A 22,866-nucleotide genomic window follows, 5' to 3' on the forward strand; every position below is an offset into this window, starting at 1 on the left:
CGGGACCATCAGCCACGCCAATCGGAAGCACGGGAAGAGATGTCGGCACCGAACAAGTCGTACGACCCTGTCGAGGTCGAGGCACTGAAACCGGAAGAGATCGAGCGCGTGCAGGGGGAGGCGCTCGCCGCCTTCGCCGCCGCGGACTCGCTCGAGGCGCTTCAGGAGGCCAAGGTCGCGCACACCGGCGGCACGTCGCCGCTGGCGCTCGCCAACCGCGAGATCGGCGCGCTGCCGCCGCAGGCCAAGGCCACCGCGGGCAAGCTCGTGGGCCAGGCCCGCGCCGCCGTCGGCCGGGGCCTCGCCGCCCGCCAGGCCGAGCTGGAGGCCGAGCGCGATGCGCGCGTCCTGGTCGAGGAGGCCGTGGACGTCACGCTGCCCTACGACCGCGCGCAGGCCGGCGCCCGGCACCCGCTGACCACGCTCTCCGAGCGCATCGAGGACGTCTTCGTGGCCATGGGCTACGAGGTCGCCGAGGGCCCGGAGATCGAGGCCGAGTGGTTCAACTTCGACGCGCTGAACATCGGCCCGGACCACCCCGCCCGCGGCACCCAGGACACCTTCTTCGTCCAGGGCGCCGAGGAGGCACGGGGTGAGGACGAGGCCGGTCTCGTGCTGCGCACGCACACCTCTCCCGTGCAGATCCGCTCGATGCTGGACCGCGAGCCGCCGGTCTACGTGATCTGCCCCGGCCGCGTGTACCGCTCCGACGAGCTGGACGCCACGCACACCCCCGTCTTCAACCAGGTCGAGCTGCTCGCCATCGACGAGGGCCTGACGATGGCGGACCTCAAGGGCACCCTCGACCACATGGTCCAGGCGCTCTTCGGCCAGGGCATGAAGACGCGGCTGCGCCCGAACTTCTTCCCGTTCACCGAGCCGTCCGCCGAGATGGACATGGTCTGCTACGTGTGCCGCGGCGAGTCCGTCGGCAACCCGGACCGCCCCTGCCGCACCTGCTCCTCCGAGGGCTGGATCGAGCTGGGCGGCTGCGGCATGGTCAACCCGAAGGTGCTCGTCGCCTGCGGTGTGGACCCCGAGAAGTACAGCGGATTCGCCTTCGGGTTCGGCATCGAACGGATGCTGATGTTCCGCCACAACGTCGAAGACATGCGAGACATGGTCGAGGGTGACGTGCGCTTCACCCGACCGTTCGGGATGGAGATCTGATGCGTATCCCGCTTTCCTGGCTGCGGGAGTACGTCGACCTCCCCGCCTCCGAGACCGGCCGCGACGTGCAGGCCAAGCTCGTGTCCGCCGGCCTCGAGGTCGAGACGGTCGAGCAGCTCGGCGCAGGCCTCAAGGGCCCCCTCGTCGTCGGTCAGGTCAAGACCATCGAGGAGCTGGAGGGCTTCAAGAAGCCGATCCGCTTCTGCACGGTCGACGTCGGTCAGGCCAACGGCACCGGTGAGCCGCAGGAGATCGTCTGCGGCGCCCGGAACTTCGCCGTCGGCGACAAGGTCGTCGTGGTCCTGCCGGGCGCCGTGCTGCCCGGCGACTTCGCGATCGCCGCGCGCAAGACGTACGGCAAGACGTCGCACGGCATGATCTGCTCCGGCGACGAGCTGGGCATGGGCGACGACGGCAGCGGCGGCATCATCGTGCTGCCGCCCGAGCACGAGGTCGGCACCGACGCCATCGAGCTGCTCGAACTGGTCGACGAGGTCCTCGACATCGCCGTCACCGCCAACCGCGGCGACTGCCTGTCCATCCGCGGCGTCGCCCGCGAGGCCGCCATCGCCTACGGCCTGCCGCTGCGCGACCCGGCCCTCCTCGACGTCCCGACGCCGAACGCCGACGGCTACCCGGTGCAGATCACCGACCGCCTCGGCTGCGACCGCTTCACCGCGCGCACCGTCGGCGGCCTGGCCCCCGAGGCCCGCTCCCCGATCTGGCTGCAGCGCCGCCTGCAGAAGGTCGGCATGCGCCCGATCTCGCTCGCCGTCGACGTCACGAACTACGTGATGATGGAGCTCGGCCAGCCGCTGCACGCCTACGACCGCTCCCTCGTGCAGGGCGCGATCGGCGTGCGCCGCGCCGAGCAGGGCGAGCAGCTCACCACCCTCGACGGCACCAAGCGCAAGCTCGACGCCGAGGACCTGGTCATCACCGACGAGCGCGGCCCCATCGGCCTCGCCGGCGTGATGGGCGGCGCCAACACGGAGATCGCCGACCACGCGGAGGACGCCGGCACCACCGACGTCGTCATCGAGGCCGCGCACTTCGACGCCGTCTCCATCGCCCGCACCGCCCGCCGCCACAAGCTGTCCTCCGAGGCGTCCAAGCGCTTCGAGCGCGGCGTGGACCCGCAGGCCGCGTCGGCCGCCGCCCAGCGCGCCGTCGACCTCCTCGGGCTGCTCGCGGGCGGCCGCGCCGAGCCCGGTGTCACCGAGGTCGTCGCCCCGTCCGGGCCGCACACCATCACGATCCCGGCCGACCACCCCGACAAGGTGGCGGGCGTGGCCTACGGCCGCGAGACCGTGGTGCGGCGCCTCCAGCAGGTCGGCTGCGACGTGTACGGGCAGGACGCCCTGACGGTCACCGTGCCGTCCTGGCGCCCCGACCTCGCGGACCCGAACGACCTGGCCGAAGAGGTCATCCGCCTGGAGGGCTACGAGAACCTGCCCTCCACGCTGCCGAAGCCCCCGGCGGGCCGCGGCCTCACCGCGCGCCAGCGCCTGCACCGCCGCGCCGGCCGCGCGCTGGCCGGTGCCGGGTACGTCGAGGCGCTCAACTACCCGTTCCTGAGCGAGGGCGTCTTCGACCAGCTCGGCCTGGAGGCGGACGACGCCCGCCGCAAGGTCGTCAAGCTGATCAACCCGCTCAACGACGAGGAGCCCGCGCTCCGCACGACGCTGCTGCCGGGCCTGCTGAACGCCCTGCGCCGCAACGACGGCCGCGGCAGCCACGACCTGGCGCTCTTCGAGACCGGCCTGGTGTTCCGGCCGACCGGCGAGGAGACCGCCCCGGTCCGCCTCCCCGTCGACCGCCGCCCGACCGCCGAGGAGATCGCCGGTCTGAACGCCGCGCTGCCCGCGCAGCCGCGCCGTGCCGCCGTCGTCCTCGCGGGCGCCCGCGAGCAGGCCGGCTGGTGGGGCAAGGGCCGCCCGGCCGACTGGGCCGACGCCGTCGAGGCCGCGCGCACCCTCGCCCGCGAGGCGCACGTGGAGCTCACGGTCCGCGCCGACCGGCACGAGCCGTGGCACCCCGGCCGCTGCGCCGCCCTGTACGCGGGCGACCAGCTGATCGGCCACGCCGGTGAGCTGCACCCCCGCGTCGTCAAGGCGCTGAGCCTGCCCGAGCGCACCTGCGCGATGGAGCTCGACCTCGACCTCCTGGAGCAGGCCGGCAGCGGCATCGTCGAGGCGCCGCGGATCTCCACGTTCCCCGTCGCCACGCAGGACGTCGCGCTGGTCGTCGACAAGTCGGTCCCGGCCGCCGAGGTCGAGCAGGCGCTGCGCGAGGGCGCCGGTGAACTCCTCGAGTCCATCCGCCTGTTCGACGTGTACGAGAACGCGGAGCAGCTCGGGGACGACAAGAAGTCGCTCGCCTACGCCCTGGGCTTCCGGGCCGGCGACCGCACGCTGAAGGCCGACGAGGCCTCGGCCGCACGCGACGCCGCGGTGGCGCTGGCCGCCGAGCGCACGGGCGCGGTGCTGCGCGGCGCGTAGCACGCCGGCGCGCGACAGCGCGCGCAGCCGCAGTTGAGGGGTGCATCCGGGAGACCGGGTGCACCCCTCACTCATTCGGGTGAGGATTCTCGATGCCCCTGCCCCGAACGGGCAGGCGGTCGACAGAATCATTGCGGCCGCCGGGCCGACCGGCGAGCGCGCTGCAGTGGGCCTTAGGGAGCCGTCGGCATGATCCGTATCAAGACCAAGGCGCCCACCGGACTCGAACCACGGCGCGCCCGGCGCACGTTGATGCTGGGCCTGCCGACCGTGTGGGGCGCGGTCGCCATGACGTACAAGTTCGTCTGCCCGCTCGCCCAGCTGGACGGTGTGGGTGCGCGGATCGCGACCAGCGCGGTCTTCTTCGCCGTCGGCACCGGGCTCATATTGCGCGTACGCCACAGCCTGCTGCGCGAGTTGAGCGAGGCGCGGGCCGTCGCCGACGCCGCGCAGTCCGCGCTGCTGCGCCCGCTGCCGTCCCGGCTCGACGGGCTCGCGCTCGCCGCGGGACAGCTCTCCGCCGACCGCGGCGCCAGCATCGGCGGCGACCTGTACGACGTCGTCGCCACCGACCACGGCGTCCGCGTGGTCATGGGCGACGTACGAGGGCACGGGATCGCGGCGCTCGGCACCGTCGGAGCCGTCCTCGGCAGCTTTCGCGAGGCCGCGCACGACGAGGACGAACTCGGGGCGCTGCTGCGGCGGCTGGAGCGCGCGCACGCCCGCTATCTGCGCCAGCGCGCCCCCGACGAGCATCCCTCCGCGGGCGGAGGGGAGCCGGAGAACCCGCTCGCCGAGGAGTTCGTGACGGTGCTGCTCCTGGAGATCCGGCGGGACGGCGCGGTGCACGCGCTCAACTGCGGACACCCGTGGCCGTATCTGCTGCGCCCCGGCGCCGTGCGCAGTGTGGAGCCGATGAGCGGAGGCGACCCGATGCCGCCGCTCGGGCCCTTCCCGCTGCCCGCCGAGCTGCCGCCCGTGCGCTGCGGGCGGATCAGGCCCGGTGAGGGGCTCCTGCTGCACACCGACGGCCTGGAGGACGCCCGCGATCCGCGCGGCCGGTTCTTCCCGCTGCGGTCCGCGCTCGACGCGGCCGTCTGCCGCGGGCCCGTCATTCCGCAGGCCGTCATCCACGCCGTCTACAGCCGGCTCCTGTGCCACGTCGGCGGCCGGCTCGGTGACGACGCGGCGCTGCTCGTGCTGCGCAACGACCGGAGCAGGGTGCCCGCCCAGCACACCGGTCCCGTCGTGCGCACCGCCCACAAGGTGCGTTGAACTCCCGGCCGTTCACGACCTACGAGGCCGGGGACCGCGTCGTCCGCCCGTCGCGGAGTGTGTCGGGCAGGCGAGCGGGCGGACGACGCGGGTTCGGGCCGCCGCGCTGTACGAGGGGGAGCCGACGGCCCGGCCGGCCTCTTGCGAGGCAGTTCAGTCAACCGGGTCCCAAACAGCCACAACAGAGCGCACACGCCACGGAGTTGGGCATTCCGATCACACCCCGTGTGAACGCCGCTCGACTAGGCTGGCGGCACCGAGCCAATGGAGGCTCCCGATGCAGCCCAACACTCTGCTCGACGCGATTCTCGACGAGGCCGGGATCTCCCACGCGGGACTCGCGGCCCATGTGAACCAGGAGGGCAAGGCCCGTGGCCTCGCCCTCCGCTACGAACACACCGCGGTCGCCCGCTGGCTGAAGGGCCAGCGGCCGCGCGGCCAGGTGCCCGACCTGATCTGCGAGGTCCTCGCGGCGCGGCTGCAGCGGCACGTCACCCTCGACGACATCGGCCTGGGCGTCTCCTGCGAGCCCGCCGCCGCGCACGCGACCACGCTCTCCGGATTCGTGGAGCGGGCCACCGCCCTGTGGCGCTCCGACCAGCAGCAGCGCCGGCACATCCTGGACGCGCCCGCCGTCACCGGCACCCCGGCCGTGATGCCGGTGTGGGAGTGGGAGAACCCGCCGGAGGACAACGACGTCTCGCGCGGCGGCCGGCATCCGGTCAGCGTCGCCGACCTGGAGATGATGCGCTCGGCGCGCGCGCACTACGAGCAGATGTACCGCAAGGCGGGCGGCATCGCGACGCGCAGCCGCATCGTCGGCTTCCTCAACACCGAGGCGGCGCCGCTGCTTCGCGGCAGCTACACCGACGACACCGGGCGTCAACTGCACCGGGCCACGGGCGGGTTGGTGGCCATCGCGGGCATCTGCGCGTACGACTCGGACGCGCACGGGCTCGCGCAGCGCTATTTCCACCAGGCGCTGCGGCTCGCGAAGGCCAGCGGCGACAGGGGGCTCGGGGCGTACGTCATCGCGCTGCTCGTCAACCAGTCGCTGCACATGCGCGACCACCGGCAGGCCGTTGCCTTCGCGGAGGCCGCGCTGCGGGCCGCGGGCCGGCACATCTCGCCCGCGCTCGCCTCCGATCTGTACGCGATGCAGGCGAAGGCGTACGCGCACCTCGGCGACGGGACGAGCGCCCTGGAGTGCATCCGCCGTGCCGAGTCCGCCGCCGATCGCATCCGGCGCGGGCACGAGCCGGACGAGACGGGTTACGTGCAGCCCGGATTCGTCAACGTACAGGTGGCGGAGGCCCTGTTGAGCCTCGGGGACTACGCCGCCGCCAAGGAGCACGCGCAGGAGGCGGTGCACACTCCGGCGCACGATCGGGGGCGTGTGCACCGACTCGCCGTGCTGAGCCAGATCCAGCTCAGACAGGGGAACGCGGAACAGGCCGTGGCCACCGCCGTGGAAATGGCCGAGACCGCTCGGGGCATGGAGTCGCAGCGCCTGCGCGACAGACTCCGGGCCGTCCGCGAACATCTCGTGCGCAGCGGCTGCGCAGGTACGGCCGAGGCCGCCGAACTCATCGACGGAGCGCTGCGCGTGCCGCTGTGAGCCTTTACGCGGGGAGCCCGCGAACGCCACTGCTGCGATATTGCCATCAACTCGGCGGAAGGTGGCAGAACCGTGCAGTGGACGAAACAGAACGAACAAACTGTGTATGCAAACCGATGGTTCAGCGTCAACCTGGCAGACGTCGCTCTGCCGGACGGCCGGCACCTCGACCACTTCGTGATACGGCTGCGGCCCGTGGCCGTCGCCACGATCGTCAACGAGGCGCACGAAGTGCTCCTGCTGTGGCGGCACCGCTTCATCACCGACAGCTGGGGCTGGGAACTCGCCGCGGGTGTCGTCGAGGACGGGGAGGACATCGCGTACGCGGCGGCAAGGGAATTGGAGGAGGAGACCGGCTGGCGGCCGGGACCGCTGCGGCACCTGATGAGCGTCGAACCGTCCAACGGCCTCACGGACGCCCGGCACCACATCTACTGGACCGACGAGGGAACGTACATCGGCCACCCCCAGGACGACTTCGAGTCGGACCGCAGGGAATGGGTCCCGCTCAAACTCGTCCCCGACATGATCGCTCGCGGAGAGGTCCCGGCCGCCAACATGGCGGCCGCACTACTTCTCCTGCACCACCAAAGCCTCGGCTAGCGCCCTTCGGGGGCTAATGACCGAGGGCCTGCCACACCGCGATGGCCAATGCGCCGACCGAGGTCAGCGCGGCCACCGTGGGCAGCGGCCAGCGGGTGTTCTCGAGCGCGCTGAGCCGGGTGCTGAGATCGTCCTGATCCTTGGCGGTCTGGTCGTCGCGGTGTGTGTGCAGGGCCAGTTGACCGTCGATGCGGGCCAGTTGGACCTCGAAGACCCGTCGTAACTCTGCGAGTTCTTCGGGGACCACGGGATTATCCGGGTCGGTCGTCACGAGTTGGCTCCTTTCTCGATCGTGACATCAGTCGTGTCGTCACTGATGTACGCACCGGAAGTCAACTCGCCTGGTGGACGCGGCGGGAGCGTGTGCGAACGGCATATGCGGGTCAGTCGCGCACTCCCCGTGCGAACGCAGTGGGCCCGGTGCTCCGAAGAACACCGGGCCCACTCGGGCGCTACGCAGCGTGGTCAGGCGTAGGTGTAGAACCCCGAGCCGCTCTTGCGGCCGAGCCGGCCCGCGTCGACCATCCGCTGCAGCAGCGGGGGAGCGGCGTACAGCGGCTCCTTGTACTCGTCGTACATCGAGTCCGCGATGGAGACGATGGTGTCGAGGCCGATCAGGTCGGAGAGCTTCAGCGGGCCCATCGGGTGGGCGCAGCCCAGCTCCATGCCGTTGTCGATGTCCTCGCGGCTCGCGATGCCCGACTCGAACATCCGGATCGAGGAGAGCAGGTACGGCACGAGCAGCGCGTTCACCACGAAGCCCGAGCGGTCCTGGGCGCGGATCGCGTGCTTGCCGAGGATCTTCTCCACCATGGCCTGGGCGCGGCTGATCGTGCCCTCGGACGTGGTGAGCGCCGGGATCAGCTCGACGAGCTTCTGCACCGGCGCCGGGTTGAAGAAGTGGATGCCGACCACGTGGTCCGGGCGGGACGTCGCCACGGCCAGCTTCACCAGCGGGATGGAGGAGGTGTTCGACGCGAGGATCGCGTCGGACCGGGTCACGACCTGGTCGAGGACCTGGAAGATCTCCGTCTTCACCTGCTCGTTCTCGACGACCGCCTCGATGACGAGGTCGCGGTCGGAGAACTCGCCGAGGTCCGTGGTGAAGGTGAGGCGCTCCTGCGTCTCGGCCAGCTCCTCCTCGGTGATCTTGCCGCGCGAGGCTGCCTTGGAGAGGGAGCTGAGCAGCCGCGTGCGCCCGTACTCCAGGGCCTCGCCGGTGGTCTCCGCCACCTTCACGTCGAGTCCCGCACGGGCGCAGACCTCCGCGATTCCGGCGCCCATCTGGCCGCAGCCCACCACGCCGACGCGTTGGATGTCACTCAAGGGGTCCGTCACCTCGTGCCTTTCGCTCTTCTTCCGGAGACCATGACCGCCAGAGGCACAGTGTCTCTCCGGGGGCTTCCGGATCCGCACGTTACCCCGTAGACATGAGTGGGGTGGAGCCCGGGTTAACGGCTGTTCATGCGGGCTCCACGGTGTCACAGGAGGTTGGGGGGAACCTATGGGACGTATTTCACGTATTTCGCGGCGCGGTTTCACGCTCGGGGCGGCCCTCGCGCTGACCACCCTGGCGGCGTCGGACGCCGTCGCCTCGGTGCCGGTGCGGCGGGAGCTGCGGGGCATGTGGCTGGCCACGGTGGCGAACCGGGACTGGCCCTCGCGGGCGGGGCTGAGCGCCGCCGAGCAGCGCGCCGAGCTGATCGCGCACCTGGACACGGCCGTCCGCCGCCGGCTCAACGCCGTGATCTTCCAGATCCGGCCGACCGCCGACGCCCTGTGGCCGTCCGAGTACGAGCCGTGGTCCGCCGTCCTCACCGGAACGCAGGGGCAGGACCCCGGCTGGGACCCGCTGGGCACGGCCGTCGCCGAGGCGCACGCGCGCGGCCTGGAGCTGCACGCCTGGTGCAACCCCTACCGGATCGCCAACCACACCGACCAGGGCCGGCTGATCCCCACCCACCCGGCGCGGCTGCACCCCGAGTGGGTCGTCACCTACGGCGGCAAGCTCTACTACAACCCCGGCCTCCCGGAGGTCCGCCGGTTCGTGGTGGACGCGATGCTGGACGCGGTCGAGAAGTACCCCGTCGACGCCGTGCACTTCGACGACTACTTCTACCCGTATCCCGTCGCGGGCCAGACCTTCGACGACGACGCGGCCTACGCCGAGTACGGCGACGGCTTCCCGGACCGGGCGGCCTGGCGGCGCGACAACATCGACCGGCTGATCCGGGAGATGGCGGCGCGGATCAAGAAGACGAGACCCAGGACCCGGTTCGGCATCAGCCCCTTCGGCGTGTGGCGCAACAAGGCGACCGACCCGCAGGGCTCCGACACGACGGCAGGGGTGCAGACGTACGACGACCTGCACGCGGACACCCGCAAGTGGGTGCGGGAGCGGTGGATCGACTACGTCTGCCCGCAGGTGTACTGGAACATCGGCTTCGCGGCGGCCGACTACGCGAAGCTCGTGCCGTGGTGGGCCAAGGTCGTACGGGGCACGGGCGTGCGCCTCTACATCGGCGAGGCGCTCTACAAGGCGGGCGATCCGGCGCAGCCCACCGCCTGGCAGGACCCCGCCGAGCTGTCCCGGCACCTCACGTTCGCGGAGCAATTCCCCGAGGTGCGCGGGCACGTCTTCTTCTCGGCCAAGGAGGTCGGGCAGGACCGGAACGGGGCGATGGCCCGCGTGGTGGCGGACCACTACAGCTGACCGGCCGGGTCAGGGTTTCCTCGTGGCCGGGTGCCGGACCACCGCGTCCGGGCCCGGCGACATGATCGCCTCGTGGCCGTCCTCGAACCGCACACGGAAGGGCGGATCGCCGTCCGCGCCGAGCACTTCGATGATCTGTGCGAGGCGGTCGTGCTGCCCGACGATCCGGCCGTGCACCAGGAGCTGGTCGCCTACGGTTGCGCGCATCAGGAGTGACCTCCTCGACGGCTGTACGTACCGTGCAATTGCGGCAAGTGTACGGCGGTACGCGGGGCTTGGGACCCTCCTCAGCCACGCGCGCGCTGGGTGGCCGCGATGCACAGCAGGACCGCCACCGCGGTGAGCGGCGCCGCGACCGGCAGCGCCTCGCCGAGCAGGGCGACCGACCACACGAGGGTCAACAGCGGCTGGGCGAGCTGGAGTTGGCTCGCCTTCGGGATGCCGATCAGCGCCATGCCCTTGTACCAGACGACCAGGCCGAGGAACTGCGAGCCGACCGCCACCCACAGCAGCCCGGCCACGGCGTGCCCGGTCAGGTGCACGGGCTCGTACGGCAGGGAGATCGCGGCGCCCGCCACGGCGAGGGGCAGGCACAGTACGAGCGCCCACGCGATGACCTGCCAGCCCGGCAGCACGGACGCGAGCCGGCCGCCCTCGGTGTAGCCCGCCGCGCAGATCAGCAGCGCCCCGAACAGGTACAGGTCGGCGCGGGTGAGGGCGCCGCCGCTCTGCTGCACCGTGAACGCGATGACCGCGGCCGCGCCGACGCACGCGGCGATCCAGAACGTGCGCGAGGGGCGGGAGCCGGTGCGTATCGACGAGAGGACGGCCGTGGTCAGCGGCAGCAGGCCGACCACCACCGCGGAGTGCGCGGTCGTCGCCGTCTCCAGGGCGAGCGTGGTGAGCAGCGGGAAGCCGACGACCACTCCGGCAGCGACGACGGCGAGGCCGGCCCAGTGCCGCCGCTCGGGCACGCGCACGCGCAGGGCCAGCAGACAGGCACCCGCGACGAGCGCGGCCAGGACGCAGCGCACGCTGATCAGGGAGTAGGGGCCGAAGCCCTCGAGGCCCCAGGCGGTGGCGGGGAAGGTGAGCGAGAAGGACGTGACGCCGACGGCGGCGAGCAGCGTTCCGGCGAGCCTGCCCGGACGCTCCGGAGGCGCGAGCGGGGCGGCCGCGAGGTCCGGACGCTCGGGAGCCGCTGCCCGAACTGCTACCCGGTTCGACGCGATAGCGCTATTCTGTGCTCTCATGCAACACAGTAGCAGCGTGGCCGAACTGGCGAAACAGCTCAGATCCGAGCTGAACCGCTACTCGCCGGGTGAAAAGCTGCCGTCGAGCCGTTCCCTCGTCGACCGCTTCAAGGTGAGCCCGGTGACGGTCTCCCGCGCGCTCGCCCAGCTCACCGCCGAGGGCCTCGTCGTCACCCGCCCCGGAGCCGGCGCCTACCGGGCCGAGGAGCGGGCCTCGGCAGGGCCCGTCGGCGACACCTCCTGGCAGGAGCTCGCGCTGAGCGCCGACGCCGCGACGGAGGTCGTGCCGCGCGCGGTCGACGCGGCGGGCGTCCTGGTGACCCTCTCGCCGCCGCCTCCCGGTGTCATCGAGCTCAACACCGGCTATCTGCACCCGGTCCTTCAGCCCGGCGCCGCCATGTCCGCCGCCCTCGCGCGCGCCGGGCGACGCCCCGGCGCCTGGGCCAAACCGCCCGTCGACGGCCTTCCCGAACTGCGCGAGTGGTTCGCGCGCGGCATCGGCGGGGCGGTCTCCGCGTCCGACGTGCTGATCACGTTCGGCGGGCAGTCCGCGCTGACCACGGCGCTGCGCGCGCTCGCGCCGCCGGGCGCCCCCGTCCTCGTCGAATCGCCCACGTATCCCGGCATGCTGGCGATCGCGCGGGCGGCCGGGCTGCGGCCCGTGCCGGTGCCGGTGGACCGGGACGGTGTGCGCCCCGAACTCCTCGCGCAGGCCTTCAGGGCGACCGGCGCCAAGCTCTTCGTCTGCCAGCCGCTGTTCCAGAACCCGACGGGCGCGGTGCTCTCCGCCGACCGGCGCCCCGAGGTGCTGCGGATCGCGCGGGAGGCCGGGGCGTTCATCGTCGAGGACGACTTCGTGCGCCGACTCGTCCACGAGGACGCGGGACCGCTGCCGAGGCCGCTCGCGAGCGACGACCCGGACGGCGTGGTGGTGCACGTCTGCTCGCTCACCAAGGCGACGTCGCCGAGCCTGCGCATCGGCTGCCTCGCCGCCCGCGGCCCCGTCCTGGAGCGGCTGCGCGCGATCCAGGTCGTCGACCACCTCTTCGTGCCGCGCCCCCTCCAGGAAGCCACGCTCGAACTGGTCGGCTCCCCGGCCTGGCCGCGCCATCTGCGCACGCTGGCCGGGGAGTTGAGGTCCCGCCGCGACATCCTGGCGGCCGCGGTCACCACGGAACTGCCCGCGCTCGACCTCACCCACATCCCGGCGGGCGGCTACCACCTGTGGCTGCGGATGCCCGAGGGCAGCGACGAGGCGGCGCTGGTCGCGGGCGCCCTGCGTGCGGGCGTCGCCGTCGCCCCCGGCCGCCCGTACTTCTCGGCCGAACCCCCGGCACCGCACATCCGGCTGAGCTTCGTGGGCGTCGCGGCGACCGCGGAGATCACCGAGGGCGTACGCCGTCTGAAGGCGGCCTGCGCGGAGGTACTGGCCCCGAATTCGCTCGACGTGCCCGCGTCCGACCTGTGAGGATCCCCGTATGACCAGCTCCCTGCCCGACGGCTACGCGATATCGACCGACCCCGCCCGCATCGACGCGGGCCGCGTCCACACATGGCTGTCCGAGGACGCGTACTGGGCGCTCGACCGCCCGCGCGCCCGGCAGGACAAGGCGGTCGCCGGATCCCTCAACTTCGGTGTGTACGACACCGCTTCGGGCGAACAGGTCGCCTACGCGCGCGTGGTGACGGACGAGGCCGAGTTCGCCTGGCTCTGCGACGTCTACGTGGACCGTGCCGTGCGCGGCAAGGGCATCGGCAGGGCGATGGTGACGGCGGTCCGCGACCACCTGGAGACCCTGGGCATCCGCCGCATCCTGCTCGCCACCAAGGACGCGCACGGCGTCTACGAAGAGGTGGGCTTCAAGCCGCTCGAACACCCGGACCAGTGGATGGCCCTGTACTTCCGGTAGTCGCGCGTACGGCTACTCGGCGCGGCGGTAGTCCGTCGTCAGCAGCAGGTCCTTGGCGGGCCCCTTGACCCGCCACACGGTCCGCCACCGGTCCGCGTCGTACGCGGTGAACTCGCCCCGGTAGAGGTCGGCCGAGCACGGGTGGTCGGCGACGTGGTGCCCTGAGCGCAGGTCCAGGTCGTGGAAGAAGCGGCCGTCGGCGAAGTGCACGACGGCGGTGCCGGGGAGCTCCGGGGACGGCAGATAGCGGAGCGTGCGCTCGGCGGGCCGGGCGACGCCGTGCCACTCGAACGTCCCCGACTCGAAGTGCAGCAGCCCGTCCGCCTCGGCCGTGAAGCCGGTCGTCCCGGTGAACGTACCCGTCGCGTCCGCCGCGAGGTCCCGCACCGTCCGCTCGACCCGCCAGCGCCCCGCCAGGAACGCCAACACGTCGGAAACCGGCCAGACTTCGTCCGCCACGGACATCACTCCCGCTCACCTCTGCGCGAACCGTTGACGCGCGTACCGACGCTTTCTATCTTGCCGTTCGCAGTTTAGGACGCCGTACGGGATATCGAACAAACCGGGAGTGCGTATGACGACGTATGGACGACGCAGGCGCTGGAGATTCGGGCTCGGGGCCGCGGTGGGCTCCCTGCTGGTCGGCGCCGCCGTACTGCCGACGTCGGCGGCGGAGGCCGACGTCACCGACTACTCCGTCACCGTCGACCCGACCCGCTCGGGCGCGGCCATCGACGACACGATGTACGGCGTCTTCTTCGAGGACATCAACCGGGCCGCCGACGGCGGGCTCTACGCCGAACTCGTACAGAACCGGTCCTTCGAGTACTCGACCGCCGACAACAGCGCCTACACCCCGCTCACCGCGTGGAAGACCAGCGGCACCGCAAAGGTCGTGGACGACGACGGCAGGCTGAACGCCCGCAACCGGAACTACCTCTCCCTGGCCGCCGGCGCGAGCGCCACCAACTCCGGCTACGGGACCGGCTACACCCTCAAGAAGGGCGCCACCTACGACTTCTCCCTCTGGGCGCGCGGCGACTCCGAGCTGACCGTGACCCTCGGCGACGCCGACGGCGCCCTCGCCGCGCCCCGCAAGATCCGGGCGCGCGGCGGCTGGGCCCAGTACAGGGCGACGTTCACCCCGCGGCAGGACACCACCACGGGCCGCCTCGCCGTCGCCTCCACGAAGGACGCCGCGCTCGACATGGTGTCGCTGTTCCCGCGCGACACCTACAAGGGTCACAAGAACGGCCTGCGCAAGGACCTGGCGCAGAAGGTCGCCGACCTGAAGCCCGGCTTCGTCCGCTTCCCCGGCGGCTGCCTGGTGAACACCGGCTCCATGAAGGGGTACGACGAGGCCTCCGGCTACGAGCGCAAGCGCGCATACCAGTGGAAGGACACGGTCGGGCCGGTCGAGCAGCGCGCCACCAACGCCAACTTCTGGGGCTACAACCAGAGTTACGGCCTCGGCTACTACGAGTACTTCCAGTTCTCCGAGGACATCGGCGCGATGCCGCTGCCCGTCGTCCCCGCCCTCGTCACCGGCTGCGGCCAGAACAGGGCCACCGACGACGACGCGCTCCTGAAGCGGCACATCCAGGACACCCTCGACCTCATCGAGTTCGCCAACGGCCCGACGAGCAGCAAGTGGGGCAAGCTCCGCGCGGACATGGGCCACCCGAAGCCCTTCCACCTCACGCACCTCGCGGTCGGCAACGAGGAGAACCTGCCGAACGAGTACATGGCGCGCTTCAAGCAGTTCCGCGCCGCCATCGAGGTCAAGTACCCGGACGTCACCGTCATCTCCAACTCCGGTCCCGACGACAGCGGTTCGACCTTCGACACGGCCTGGAAGCTCAACAAGGACGCCAAGGTCGACATGGTCGACGAGCACTACTACAACAGCCCGCAGTGGTTCCTCCAGAACAACGAGCGCTACGACTCCTACGACCGGCAGGGCCCCAAGGTCTTCCTCGGCGAGTACGCCTCGCTCGGCAATCAGTGGACCAACGCCATGTCCGAGGCGGCCTATATGACGGGCCTCGAACGCAACGCGGATGTCGTCAAACTCGCCTCCTACGCACCGCTGTTCGCCCGCACCGACACCGTGCAGTGGAAGCCCGACATGATCTGGTTCGACGACCAGAAGTCGTGGGGCTCGGCCGACTACGAGGTGCAGAAGCTCTTCATGCGCAACGTCGGCGACCGCGTCGTCCCCTCGAAGGCCACCGCAACCCCCGCCACCCTGGAGCCGATCACCGGCGCCGTGGGCCTCTCGACCTGGGCGACCAGTGCCGCGTACGACGACGTGAAGGTGACGGACGCCGACGGGAAGACGCTGCTGAGCGACGACTTCAGCGGTGACGCCGGGCAGTGGACCGGCAGCGGCAAGGGGACGTGGGCCGTCCAGGACGGCCAGTACGTGCAGTCCGACGAGGCCGCCGAGAACACCCTGGTCACGGCGGGCGACCCGAGCTGGCAGAACTACGACCTGCATGTGAAGGCCACCAAGAAGTCCGGCAAGGAGGGCTTCCTCGTCGCCTTCGGCGTCAAGGACACCGGCAACCACTACTGGTGGAACCTCGGCGGCTGGAACAACACCCAGTCCGCCGTCGAACAGGCCGTGAACGGCGGCAAGTCGACTCTGATCTCCAAGGCGGGCTCGATCGAGACGGGCCGCGCCTACGACGTCGACATCAAGGTGCGCGGCCGCCAGGTGACGCTCTACCTCGACGGCCAGGAATGGGGCTCCTTCAAGGACGACAAGCCGGCCGAGCCGTTCCGCCAGGTCGTCACCGAGGACAAGAAGACCGGCGACCTGATCGTCAAGGTCGTCAACGCGCAGGACTCCGCGGCCCGTACGAAGGTCGACCTCGGCGGAGCCGACGTCGCGGACTCGGCGGCGGTGACGACGCTGACCGCGGCGCCCGACGCCGAGAACACGGCCACCGAGCGGCCCGTGAAGCCGGTGACGTCGACGTTCGACGGCGTCGCCGACCGGTTCACGTACACGTTCCCGGGCAACTCGGTGACGTTCCTGAGGATCAAGAAGGGCTGAGCCCGGGCACCGCTCAGCCGTTGACGAACCGCATGCTGTTCGCGTCGTAGCGGTCCCCGGCCACCTCGGTGGCGGGGGCCGCCGCGTCGATCGCGGCGAGGTCGTCCGCCGACAGCTCCAGGGTCGCCGCCGCCACGTTCTCCTCCAGGTACTTCTGGCGGCGGGTGCCGGGGATCGGGACCACGTCGTCGCCCTGGTGCTGCACCCAGGCGAGCGCCAACTGGCCCGCCGTGACGCCCTTCTGGGCGGCCAGCTCCTCCAAGCGGGCGACGATCGCGAGGTTGCGCTCCAGGTTGCCGTCCGTGAAGCGCGGCTGGTGGCGGCGCAGGTCGCCCTCCTTGAACTGCTCCGTCGACTTGTACGCGCCGGTGAGGAAACCGCGCCCCAGCGGCGAGAACGGCACGAGCCCGATGCCAAGATCCCGGCACACCGGCAGGATCTCCGCCTCCAGGTCGCGCGTCCACAGCGAGAACTCGCTCTGCAGCGCCGCGATCGGATGCGTCGCGTACGCCTTGCGCAGCGTGTCCGCGCCCGCCTCCGAGAGGCCGAGGTGGCGCACCTTGCCCTCCTTCACCAGCTCCGCCATGGCGCCCACGGTCTCCTCGATGGGCACGTCCCGGTCGACGCGGTGCAGGTAGTACAGGTCGATGTGGTCGACGCCGAGCCGGCGCAGTGAGGCCTCGCAGGCCTGGCGCACATAGGCGGCGTCGCCGCGGATCTCGACCGGCTCGCCGAGCTTGTTGGCGAAGCCGAACTTCGTGGCGATGACGGCCTGTTCACGGCGGCCCGGCGCGGCGAGGGCGCGGCCGATCAGCTCTTCGTTGTGCCCGGTTCCGTAGAAGTCCGAGGTGTCGAGCAGGGTGACACCGAGGTCGAGGGCGCGGTGGATCGTGCCGATCGACTGCTCGTCGTCGGACGGCCCGAAGCCGTGGCTCATGCCCATGCAGCCGAGACCCTGCGCGGAGACGGTGAGCGCGCCCAGGCGGCGAGTGGGAAGGTTCGACATGGGGTGCTGCCTCCTGTGGGTGGTGCCGGTGCCGTACGTGCCCGACCGTATGGCTTGGAGCGCACTCCAGGGCAAGCGGCCGAACCCCCGGGTACGCTTCCCGCGCTCCGGGCGGGCCGGAGCGCGACGAGGGGGAGCGGGCATGCGGGCGAAGCGGACCGGGTTCAGAGGGGTGGCGGCCTGCGCGGCGGCCTGCGTGCTCGCTCTCGCGGGGTGCGGCACGGACGGCCGCTCGGCCGAGGGCGCCACCGCGTCGAAGGCCCCCAAGGCGGAACTCTCCTGGAAGTTCGAGCACATCGCCGACTTCAACGGCGAGCTGACCGACGTCGCGGTCCTCGCCGAGGACGACATCTGGGCGGCCGGAGCCGAGAACGACGGCACCTACTCGCCCCTGCTCCTGCACTACGACGGCGAACGATGGAGCCGCGAGCCACTGCCCGACGCGCTCGGCGACGACGAGGGCTACCCGCCGAGCCTGGAGGAGGTCGGCGACAAGACCCTGTGGATGCGGTCGAGGCCGCGCCAGGGGATCACCGGGGGAGGGGCGGTCAAGTGGGCCCAGTGGGACGGCACCCGCTGGTCCCCGGTGCCGAACCCGCCGCCCGGAGCGGCCGCCGACCTCGACGCCGCGTCCCCCGACGACATCTGGACGCTCACGGGCGAGCAGACCGCCGCCCACTTCGACGGCACGCGGTGGGCCACGACCCGGATCCCGTACAAGGTGGCCGACCTGGCCGTCGCCGGGCCCGACGACGTGTGGGCGGTCGGCTCCCGCTCCACGGGGCCCGGCACCGAGACCGTGCACGGCGAGGCGTACGCCCAGCCCGCCTCCGCGCACTGGGACGGCACGTCCTGGAAGCCGGTCGACACGCCCCAGGCCCGCTTCGAGGAGCCGGTCCCGCCCGAGCCCGGCGCGGGCCTGACCCGGGTCGTCGCCCTCGAAGGCGGAGAGGTGCGGGCCTACGGCATGAACTCCTTCAACCACGGCGAGGTCGAGCCCGAACCGCAGGACCAGTACATCCGGCTGCGCCGGGACGGCACGAAGTGGGCCGACCAGGACCCGGCCCCCGGCCAGTGCGAGCAGCGGATCCCGATCGGCCAGGACAAGGGCGGCCTCTTCCTCGACGGCAACTGGTACCTGACCGACGACGACCGCTGCGTGAAGATCCAACGCCACCGGCTGCCCCGGTCGACCGGCGCCCGCAAGGCCTCGAACCAGCAGCTGTGGCTGAAGGAGATCCACCGGGTGCCCGGCACCGACGCATGGATCGGCGCCGGAAAGGTGGAGGTCATGCAGAGCGGCGACCCGTTCGGCGCGCCCGTCGTCGTCCGCCTGGAGCGCCGCTGAACCGTGTGCGCCGCCTCCCGCGGCTCTCCCGCACCGCTCACGCCACTCGTTGCATAAACGTGCACGGCGACGTATAGTCATGCCATCCAAGAGGAGGGTTCCATGGCGGTACGCGCAGCAGTGGCGGGAGCGAGTGGATACGCGGGCGGCGAAGTGCTGCGTCTGCTGCTCTCGCACCCCGAGGTGGAGATCGGCGCCCTGACGGGCAACTCGAACGCGGGGCAGCGCCTGGGCGCGCTCCAGCCCCACCTCTTCCCGCTCGCCGACCGAGTCCTCCAGGAGACCACGACGGAGGTGCTCGCGGGGCAGGGCCGACGGCATGATGTGGTCTTCCTGGCGCTGCCGCACGGGCAGTCCGCCGCCGTCGCCGAGCAGCTCGGCCCGGACGTCCTCGTGGTCGACATGGGGGCCGACTTCCGGCTGAAGGACGCGGGCGACTGGGAGACGTTCTACGGCTCGCCGCACGCCGGTACGTGGCCGTACGGCCTGCCCGAGCTGCCGGGCGGCCGCGCCGCCCTTGAGGGCTCCAAGCGCATCGCGGTGCCCGGGTGCTACCCGACGGCCGTCTCGCTCGCCCTCGTCCCCGCGTACGCCGCGGGGCTCGTGGAGAGCGAGGCCGTGATCGTCGCCTCCTCCGGCACCTCCGGCGCGGGCAAGGCGGCCAAGCCGCACCTGCTCGGCAGCGAGGTCATGGGGAACATGTCGCCGTACGGGGTGGGCGGCGGCCACCGGCACACCCCCGAGATGATCCAGAACTTCAGCGCGGCGGCGGGGGAGCGGGTCTCCGTCTCCTTCACGCCGACGCTCGCGCCGATGCCCCGCGGCATCCTCGCCACGTGCAGCGCGAAGGCGAAGCCCGGCGTCACCGCCGAGCAGGTGCGGGCCGCGTACGAGAAGGCGTACGGCGACGAGCCGTTCGTGAACCTGCTGCCCGAGGGCCAGTGGCCGCAGACGGCGGCGGTCTACGGGTCGAACGCGGCGCAGATCCAGGTCGCGTACGACGAAGCCGCGGGCCGCGTCATCGTCATCAGCGCGATCGACAACCTGACCAAGGGCACCGCCGGCGGTGCCATCCAGTCCATGAACATCGCCCTCGGTCTCGACGAGACCACGGGCCTCTCGACGATCGGAGTCGCGCCGTGAGTGTGACGGCAGCCAAGGGATTCCAGGCCGCGGGCATCGCCGCCGGAATCAAGGACAGCGGGAACCCGGACCTGGCCCTCGTGGTCAACCGCGGCCCCCGCCAGGCGGCCGCGGGCGTGTTCACCTCCAACCGCGTCAAGGCGGCCCCGGTCCTCTGGTCCGAGCAGGTCCTCAAGGGCGGCACCGTCTCCGCCGTCGTCCTCAACTCCGGTGGTGCCAACGCCTGCACCGGACCCAAGGGCTTCCAGGACACGCACGCGACGGCCGAGAAGGTCGCCGAGGTCCTCGAGGTGAACGCCGGGGAGGTCGCCGTCGCGTCGACCGGCCTCATCGGCGAGCTGCTGCCCATGGACAAGGTGCTGCCGGGCGTGGACAAGGTCGCCGCCCAGCTCTCCGAGCACGGCGGCGAGAAGGCCGCCATCGCCATCAAGACCACCGACAGCGTGCACAAGACGGCGGTGCACCAGGGCGAGGGCTGGACCGTCGGCGGCATGGCGAAGGGCGCCGGCATGCTGGCCCCCGGCCTCGCCACGATGCTGGTCGTCCTCACCACGGACGCCGACCTCGACAGCGAGGTCCTGGACAAGGCGCTGCGCGACGCCACCCGCGTCACGTTCGACCGGGTCGACTCCGACGGCTGCATGTCCACGAACGACACGGTGCTGCTGCTCGCCTCCGGCGCCGCCGAAGTCACCCCGGAGTACGAGGAGTTCGCGAACGCCGTACGCCTCGTCTGCGACGACCTCGGCCGGCAGCTCATCGGCGACGCCGAGGGCGCCAGCAAGGACATCAAGGTCGAGGTGATCAACGCCGCGAGCGAGGACGAGGCCGTCGAGGTGGGCCGCTCCATCGCGCGGAACAACCTCCTCAAGTGCGCCATCCACGGCGAGGACCCCAACTGGGGCCGCGTCCTGTCCGCCATCGGCACCACGAAGGCGACCTTCGAGCCGGACGAGCTGAACGTCGCGATCAACGGCGTGTGGGTCTGCAAGAACGGCGGCGTGGGCGAGGACCGCGACAAGGTCGACATGCGCTACCGGGAGGTCGTCGTCACCGCCGACCTGGCCGCGGGCACGGAGAGCGCGACGATCTGGACGAACGACCTGACCGCCGACTACGTCCACGAGAACAGCGCGTACTCGTCATGAGCCAGCCCAGCGCGCGGAAGCACACCGCGCTCCCGAAGGCCCAGACGCTCATCGAGGCGCTGCCCTGGCTGACCCGGCACAACGGCAAGACGGTCGTCATCAAGTTCGGCGGCAACGCCATGATCGACGAGGACCTGAAGGCCGCCTTCGCGCAGGACGTCGTCTTCCTGCACCACGCGGGGCTCAAGCCCGTCGTGGTGCACGGCGGCGGCCCGCAGATCAGCAAGGCGCTCGACCGGCACGGCATCGTCAGCGAGTTCAAGGCGGGCCTGCGGGTCACCACCGAGGACGCCATGGACGTCGTACGGATGGTGCTCGCAGGACAGGTCCAGCGCGAGCTGGTCGGCCTGCTCAACCAGCACGGGCCGCTCGCCGTCGGCATCACCGGCGAGGACGCGCACACCATCACCGCCACCAAGCACCAGCCCCGCATCGAGGGCGAGCTGGTCGACATCGGCCGCGTCGGCGAGATCACCGAGATCGACACCGGCGCCATCGAGGCCCTGCTCGCCGACGGCCGGATCCCGGTCGTCTCCTCGATCGCCCGTTCCCAGGACGACTCGCATGTCTACAACGTCAATGCTGATACGGCGGCTGCGGCACTCGCTGCTGCGCTGGACGCCGAGACGCTGATGGTGCTGACCGACGTCGAGGGCCTCTACGAGGACTGGCCCAACTCCGACGAGGTCATCAGCCGGCTCACCGCCACCGAACTCGAGAAGCTGCTCCCGGAGCTGGCGAGCGGCATGGTCCCGAAGATGGAGGGCTGCCTGCACGCCGTGCGCAACGGCGTGCACACGGCCCGCGTCATCGACGGGCGGGTCCAGCACTCGATCCTGCTGGAGATCTTCACCGACGAAGGCATCGGCACGATGGTCATGGCCGACAAAGAGGGCGACCAAGAGGGGGAGGGCAACGCATGACTGGCAACCAGGAGCTGACGGAGCGCTGGCAGGGCGCCCTGATGAACAACTACGGCACGCCGAGGCTGCCGCTGGTCAAGGGCGCGGGCGCCAAGCTGTGGGACGCCGACGGCAAGGAGTACCTGGACTTCGTCGGCGGCATCGCGGTGAACGCGCTCGGACACGCCCACCCGGCGATCGTCGAGGCCGTCTCCGCGCAGATCGCCTCCCTCGGCCACGTCTCGAACCTCTTCGTCGCCGAACCGCCCGTCGCGCTCGCCGAGCGGCTCCTGCAGCTCTTCGGCCGGGACGGTGCGGTCTTCTTCTGCAACTCGGGCGCCGAGGCCAACGAGGGCGCGTTCAAGATCGGCCGGCTCACGGGCCGGACGCACATGGTCGCCACGACCGGCGGCTTCCACGGCCGCACCATGGGCTCCCTCGCACTGACCGGCCAGCCCGGAAAGCAGGACGGCTTCACGCCGATGCCCGGCGACGTCACGCACGTCCCGTACGGGGATGTGGACGCGCTCAGGGCGGCGGTGACCGAGGAGACGGCCTTCGTCATCATCGAGCCCATCCAGGGTGAGAACGGCGTGGTGGTGCCCCCGGCCGGATACCTCAAGGCGGCCCGCGAGATCACCCGCGCCACCGGCACCCTGCTCGTGCTCGACGAGGTGCAGACCGGCGTCGGCAGGACCGGGCACTGGTTCGCGTACCAGGCGGAGGAGGGAATCGAGCCCGATGTCGTCACGCTTGCCAAGGGGCTCGGCGGCGGGCTTCCGCTCGGCGCGACGATCGCCTTCGGCGAGACGGCGAAGCTCCTCAAGCCCGGCCAGCACGGCACGACGTTCGGCGGGAACCCGGTCGCGTGCGCCGCGGGCCTCGCCGTCCTCGACACCATCGCGGGCGAGGGGCTCCTGGAGAACACCAAGGCGATCGGCGAGCGCATCAAGTCCGGCGTCGAGGGTCTCGGCCACCCGTTGATCAGCCACGTCCGGGGCGAGGGCCTGCTGCTGGGTATCGTGCTCACCGGGCCTCGCGCACCGCAGGTGCAGCAGGCGGCCCAGGACGCGGGCCTCCTGGTGAACGCGCCCGCACCCGACGTCGTCCGGCTCATGCCGCCGCTGAACCTGAGCGACGCCGAGGCGGACGCGTTCCTCGCGGCGCTGCCCGCCGTACTGGACACGGCAGCCGAGGACGAAGGACGAGCCTGAG

At 71.5% G+C, this 22,866-nt stretch carries 20 protein-coding genes; 14 read left to right on the top strand and 6 right to left on the bottom strand.

Going from position 1 to position 22,866, the window contains the following annotated elements; genetic code table 11:
- Positions 1-39: 39 nt before the first annotated feature.
- The 5 genes from pheS (at position 40) to ACZ7L4_RS33670 (ending at position 7,167) form a co-directional block, all read left to right on the top strand.
- Positions 40-1,170: a phenylalanine--tRNA ligase subunit alpha gene (gene pheS / locus ACZ7L4_RS33650; RefSeq protein WP_472108545.1), complete on the top strand. Its 1,131-nt coding sequence runs from the start codon at positions 40-42 to the stop codon at positions 1,168-1,170.
- Positions 1,170-3,671: a phenylalanine--tRNA ligase subunit beta gene (gene pheT, locus ACZ7L4_RS33655; RefSeq protein ID WP_472108546.1), complete on the top strand. Its 2,502-nt coding sequence runs from the start codon at positions 1,170-1,172 to the stop codon at positions 3,669-3,671. Before pheS ends, pheT begins: the two co-directional genes overlap by 1 nt.
- Before the next feature lie 189 nt (positions 3,672-3,860).
- Positions 3,861-4,946 carry a PP2C family protein-serine/threonine phosphatase gene (locus ACZ7L4_RS33660; protein WP_472108548.1) on the top strand — a complete coding sequence of 362 codons (1,086 nt, stop codon included), beginning with the start codon at positions 3,861-3,863 and terminating at the stop codon, positions 4,944-4,946.
- 277 nt (positions 4,947-5,223) lie between these two features.
- The gene (locus ACZ7L4_RS33665; RefSeq protein WP_472108549.1) at positions 5,224-6,564 is read left to right on the top strand and encodes a transcriptional regulator; all 1,341 of its coding nucleotides are present in this window, start codon (positions 5,224-5,226) and stop codon (positions 6,562-6,564) included.
- A 72-nt stretch (positions 6,565-6,636) separates the two neighbouring features.
- The gene (locus ACZ7L4_RS33670) at positions 6,637-7,167 is read left to right on the top strand and encodes an NUDIX hydrolase (RefSeq protein WP_472108550.1); all 531 of its coding nucleotides are present in this window, start codon (positions 6,637-6,639) and stop codon (positions 7,165-7,167) included.
- Positions 7,168-7,180: 13 nt separating this feature from the next.
- Here ACZ7L4_RS33670 and ACZ7L4_RS33675 read toward each other — a convergent pair whose 3' ends face one another.
- A complete protein-coding gene (locus ACZ7L4_RS33675; protein ID WP_422478663.1) occupies positions 7,181-7,438 on the bottom strand; it encodes a hypothetical protein in 258 nt (85 codons plus the stop codon).
- Between the two features lie 194 nt (positions 7,439-7,632).
- A complete protein-coding gene (locus tag ACZ7L4_RS33680) occupies positions 7,633-8,493 on the bottom strand; it encodes a 3-hydroxybutyryl-CoA dehydrogenase (RefSeq protein ID WP_422478665.1) in 861 nt (286 codons plus the stop codon).
- 187 nt (positions 8,494-8,680) lie between these two features.
- Between ACZ7L4_RS33680 and ACZ7L4_RS33685 the strand changes: the two genes are divergently transcribed.
- On the top strand, positions 8,681-9,880 hold the full coding sequence (locus ACZ7L4_RS33685) for a glycoside hydrolase family 10-like protein (protein WP_472108824.1): 1,200 nt from the start codon (positions 8,681-8,683) through the stop codon (positions 9,878-9,880).
- 9 nt (positions 9,881-9,889) lie between these two features.
- On the opposite strand, the gene ACZ7L4_RS33690 is transcribed toward ACZ7L4_RS33685, so the two are convergent.
- Both ACZ7L4_RS33690 and ACZ7L4_RS33695 read right to left on the bottom strand, forming a co-directional pair.
- A complete protein-coding gene (locus ACZ7L4_RS33690; protein ID WP_472108551.1) occupies positions 9,890-10,087 on the bottom strand; it encodes a DUF1918 domain-containing protein in 198 nt (65 codons plus the stop codon).
- A gap of 80 nt (positions 10,088-10,167) precedes the next feature.
- On the bottom strand, positions 10,168-11,133 hold the full coding sequence (locus ACZ7L4_RS33695) for a DMT family transporter (RefSeq protein WP_472108553.1): 966 nt from the start codon (positions 11,131-11,133) through the stop codon (positions 10,168-10,170).
- On the opposite strand from ACZ7L4_RS33695, the gene ACZ7L4_RS33700 reads away from it, so the two are divergent.
- On the top strand, positions 11,132-12,601 hold the full coding sequence (locus ACZ7L4_RS33700; RefSeq protein WP_472108554.1) for an aminotransferase-like domain-containing protein: 1,470 nt from the start codon (positions 11,132-11,134) through the stop codon (positions 12,599-12,601). The genes ACZ7L4_RS33695 and ACZ7L4_RS33700 overlap by 2 nt on opposite strands.
- A 10-nt stretch (positions 12,602-12,611) precedes the next feature.
- Complete coding sequence (locus ACZ7L4_RS33705) at positions 12,612-13,043, top strand: GNAT family N-acetyltransferase (RefSeq protein ID WP_472108555.1); 432 nt, start codon at positions 12,612-12,614, stop codon at positions 13,041-13,043.
- A gap of 12 nt (positions 13,044-13,055) precedes the next feature.
- Here the strand turns inward: ACZ7L4_RS33705 and ACZ7L4_RS33710 are convergent, their stop codons facing one another.
- The gene (locus ACZ7L4_RS33710; RefSeq protein ID WP_472108557.1) at positions 13,056-13,502 is read right to left on the bottom strand and encodes a DUF6314 family protein; all 447 of its coding nucleotides are present in this window, start codon (positions 13,500-13,502) and stop codon (positions 13,056-13,058) included.
- Positions 13,503-13,617: 115 nt separating this feature from the next.
- On the opposite strand from ACZ7L4_RS33710, the gene ACZ7L4_RS33715 reads away from it, so the two are divergent.
- A complete protein-coding gene (locus tag ACZ7L4_RS33715) occupies positions 13,618-16,104 on the top strand; it encodes an alpha-L-arabinofuranosidase C-terminal domain-containing protein (protein WP_472108558.1) in 2,487 nt (828 codons plus the stop codon).
- A 13-nt stretch (positions 16,105-16,117) separates the two neighbouring features.
- Here the strand turns inward: ACZ7L4_RS33715 and ACZ7L4_RS33720 are convergent, their stop codons facing one another.
- The gene (locus ACZ7L4_RS33720) at positions 16,118-17,110 is read right to left on the bottom strand and encodes an aldo/keto reductase (RefSeq protein ID WP_472108560.1); all 993 of its coding nucleotides are present in this window, start codon (positions 17,108-17,110) and stop codon (positions 16,118-16,120) included.
- A gap of 142 nt (positions 17,111-17,252) precedes the next feature.
- On the opposite strand from ACZ7L4_RS33720, the gene ACZ7L4_RS33725 reads away from it, so the two are divergent.
- From ACZ7L4_RS33725 to ACZ7L4_RS33745, 5 genes are all read left to right on the top strand, one after another.
- Positions 17,253-18,458 carry a hypothetical protein gene (locus ACZ7L4_RS33725; protein ID WP_472108561.1) on the top strand — a complete coding sequence of 402 codons (1,206 nt, stop codon included), beginning with the start codon at positions 17,253-17,255 and terminating at the stop codon, positions 18,456-18,458.
- 102 nt (positions 18,459-18,560) lie between these two features.
- Positions 18,561-19,601: an N-acetyl-gamma-glutamyl-phosphate reductase gene (gene argC, locus ACZ7L4_RS33730; RefSeq protein ID WP_472108563.1), complete on the top strand. Its 1,041-nt coding sequence runs from the start codon at positions 18,561-18,563 to the stop codon at positions 19,599-19,601.
- The gene (argJ, locus tag ACZ7L4_RS33735; protein WP_472108565.1) at positions 19,598-20,749 is read left to right on the top strand and encodes a bifunctional glutamate N-acetyltransferase/amino-acid acetyltransferase ArgJ; all 1,152 of its coding nucleotides are present in this window, start codon (positions 19,598-19,600) and stop codon (positions 20,747-20,749) included. The genes argC and argJ overlap by 4 nt, the downstream gene beginning before the upstream one ends.
- Positions 20,746-21,672, top strand: a complete 927-nt coding sequence (gene argB, locus ACZ7L4_RS33740) for an acetylglutamate kinase (protein WP_472108567.1) — start codon at positions 20,746-20,748, stop codon at positions 21,670-21,672. The genes argJ and argB overlap by 4 nt, the downstream gene beginning before the upstream one ends.
- Positions 21,669-22,865 carry an acetylornithine transaminase gene (locus ACZ7L4_RS33745; protein WP_472108568.1) on the top strand — a complete coding sequence of 399 codons (1,197 nt, stop codon included), beginning with the start codon at positions 21,669-21,671 and terminating at the stop codon, positions 22,863-22,865. The genes argB and ACZ7L4_RS33745 overlap by 4 nt, the downstream gene beginning before the upstream one ends.
- Position 22,866: the final 1 nt, after the last annotated feature.

The organism is Streptomyces sp. NPDC107575, assembly GCF_055657265.1.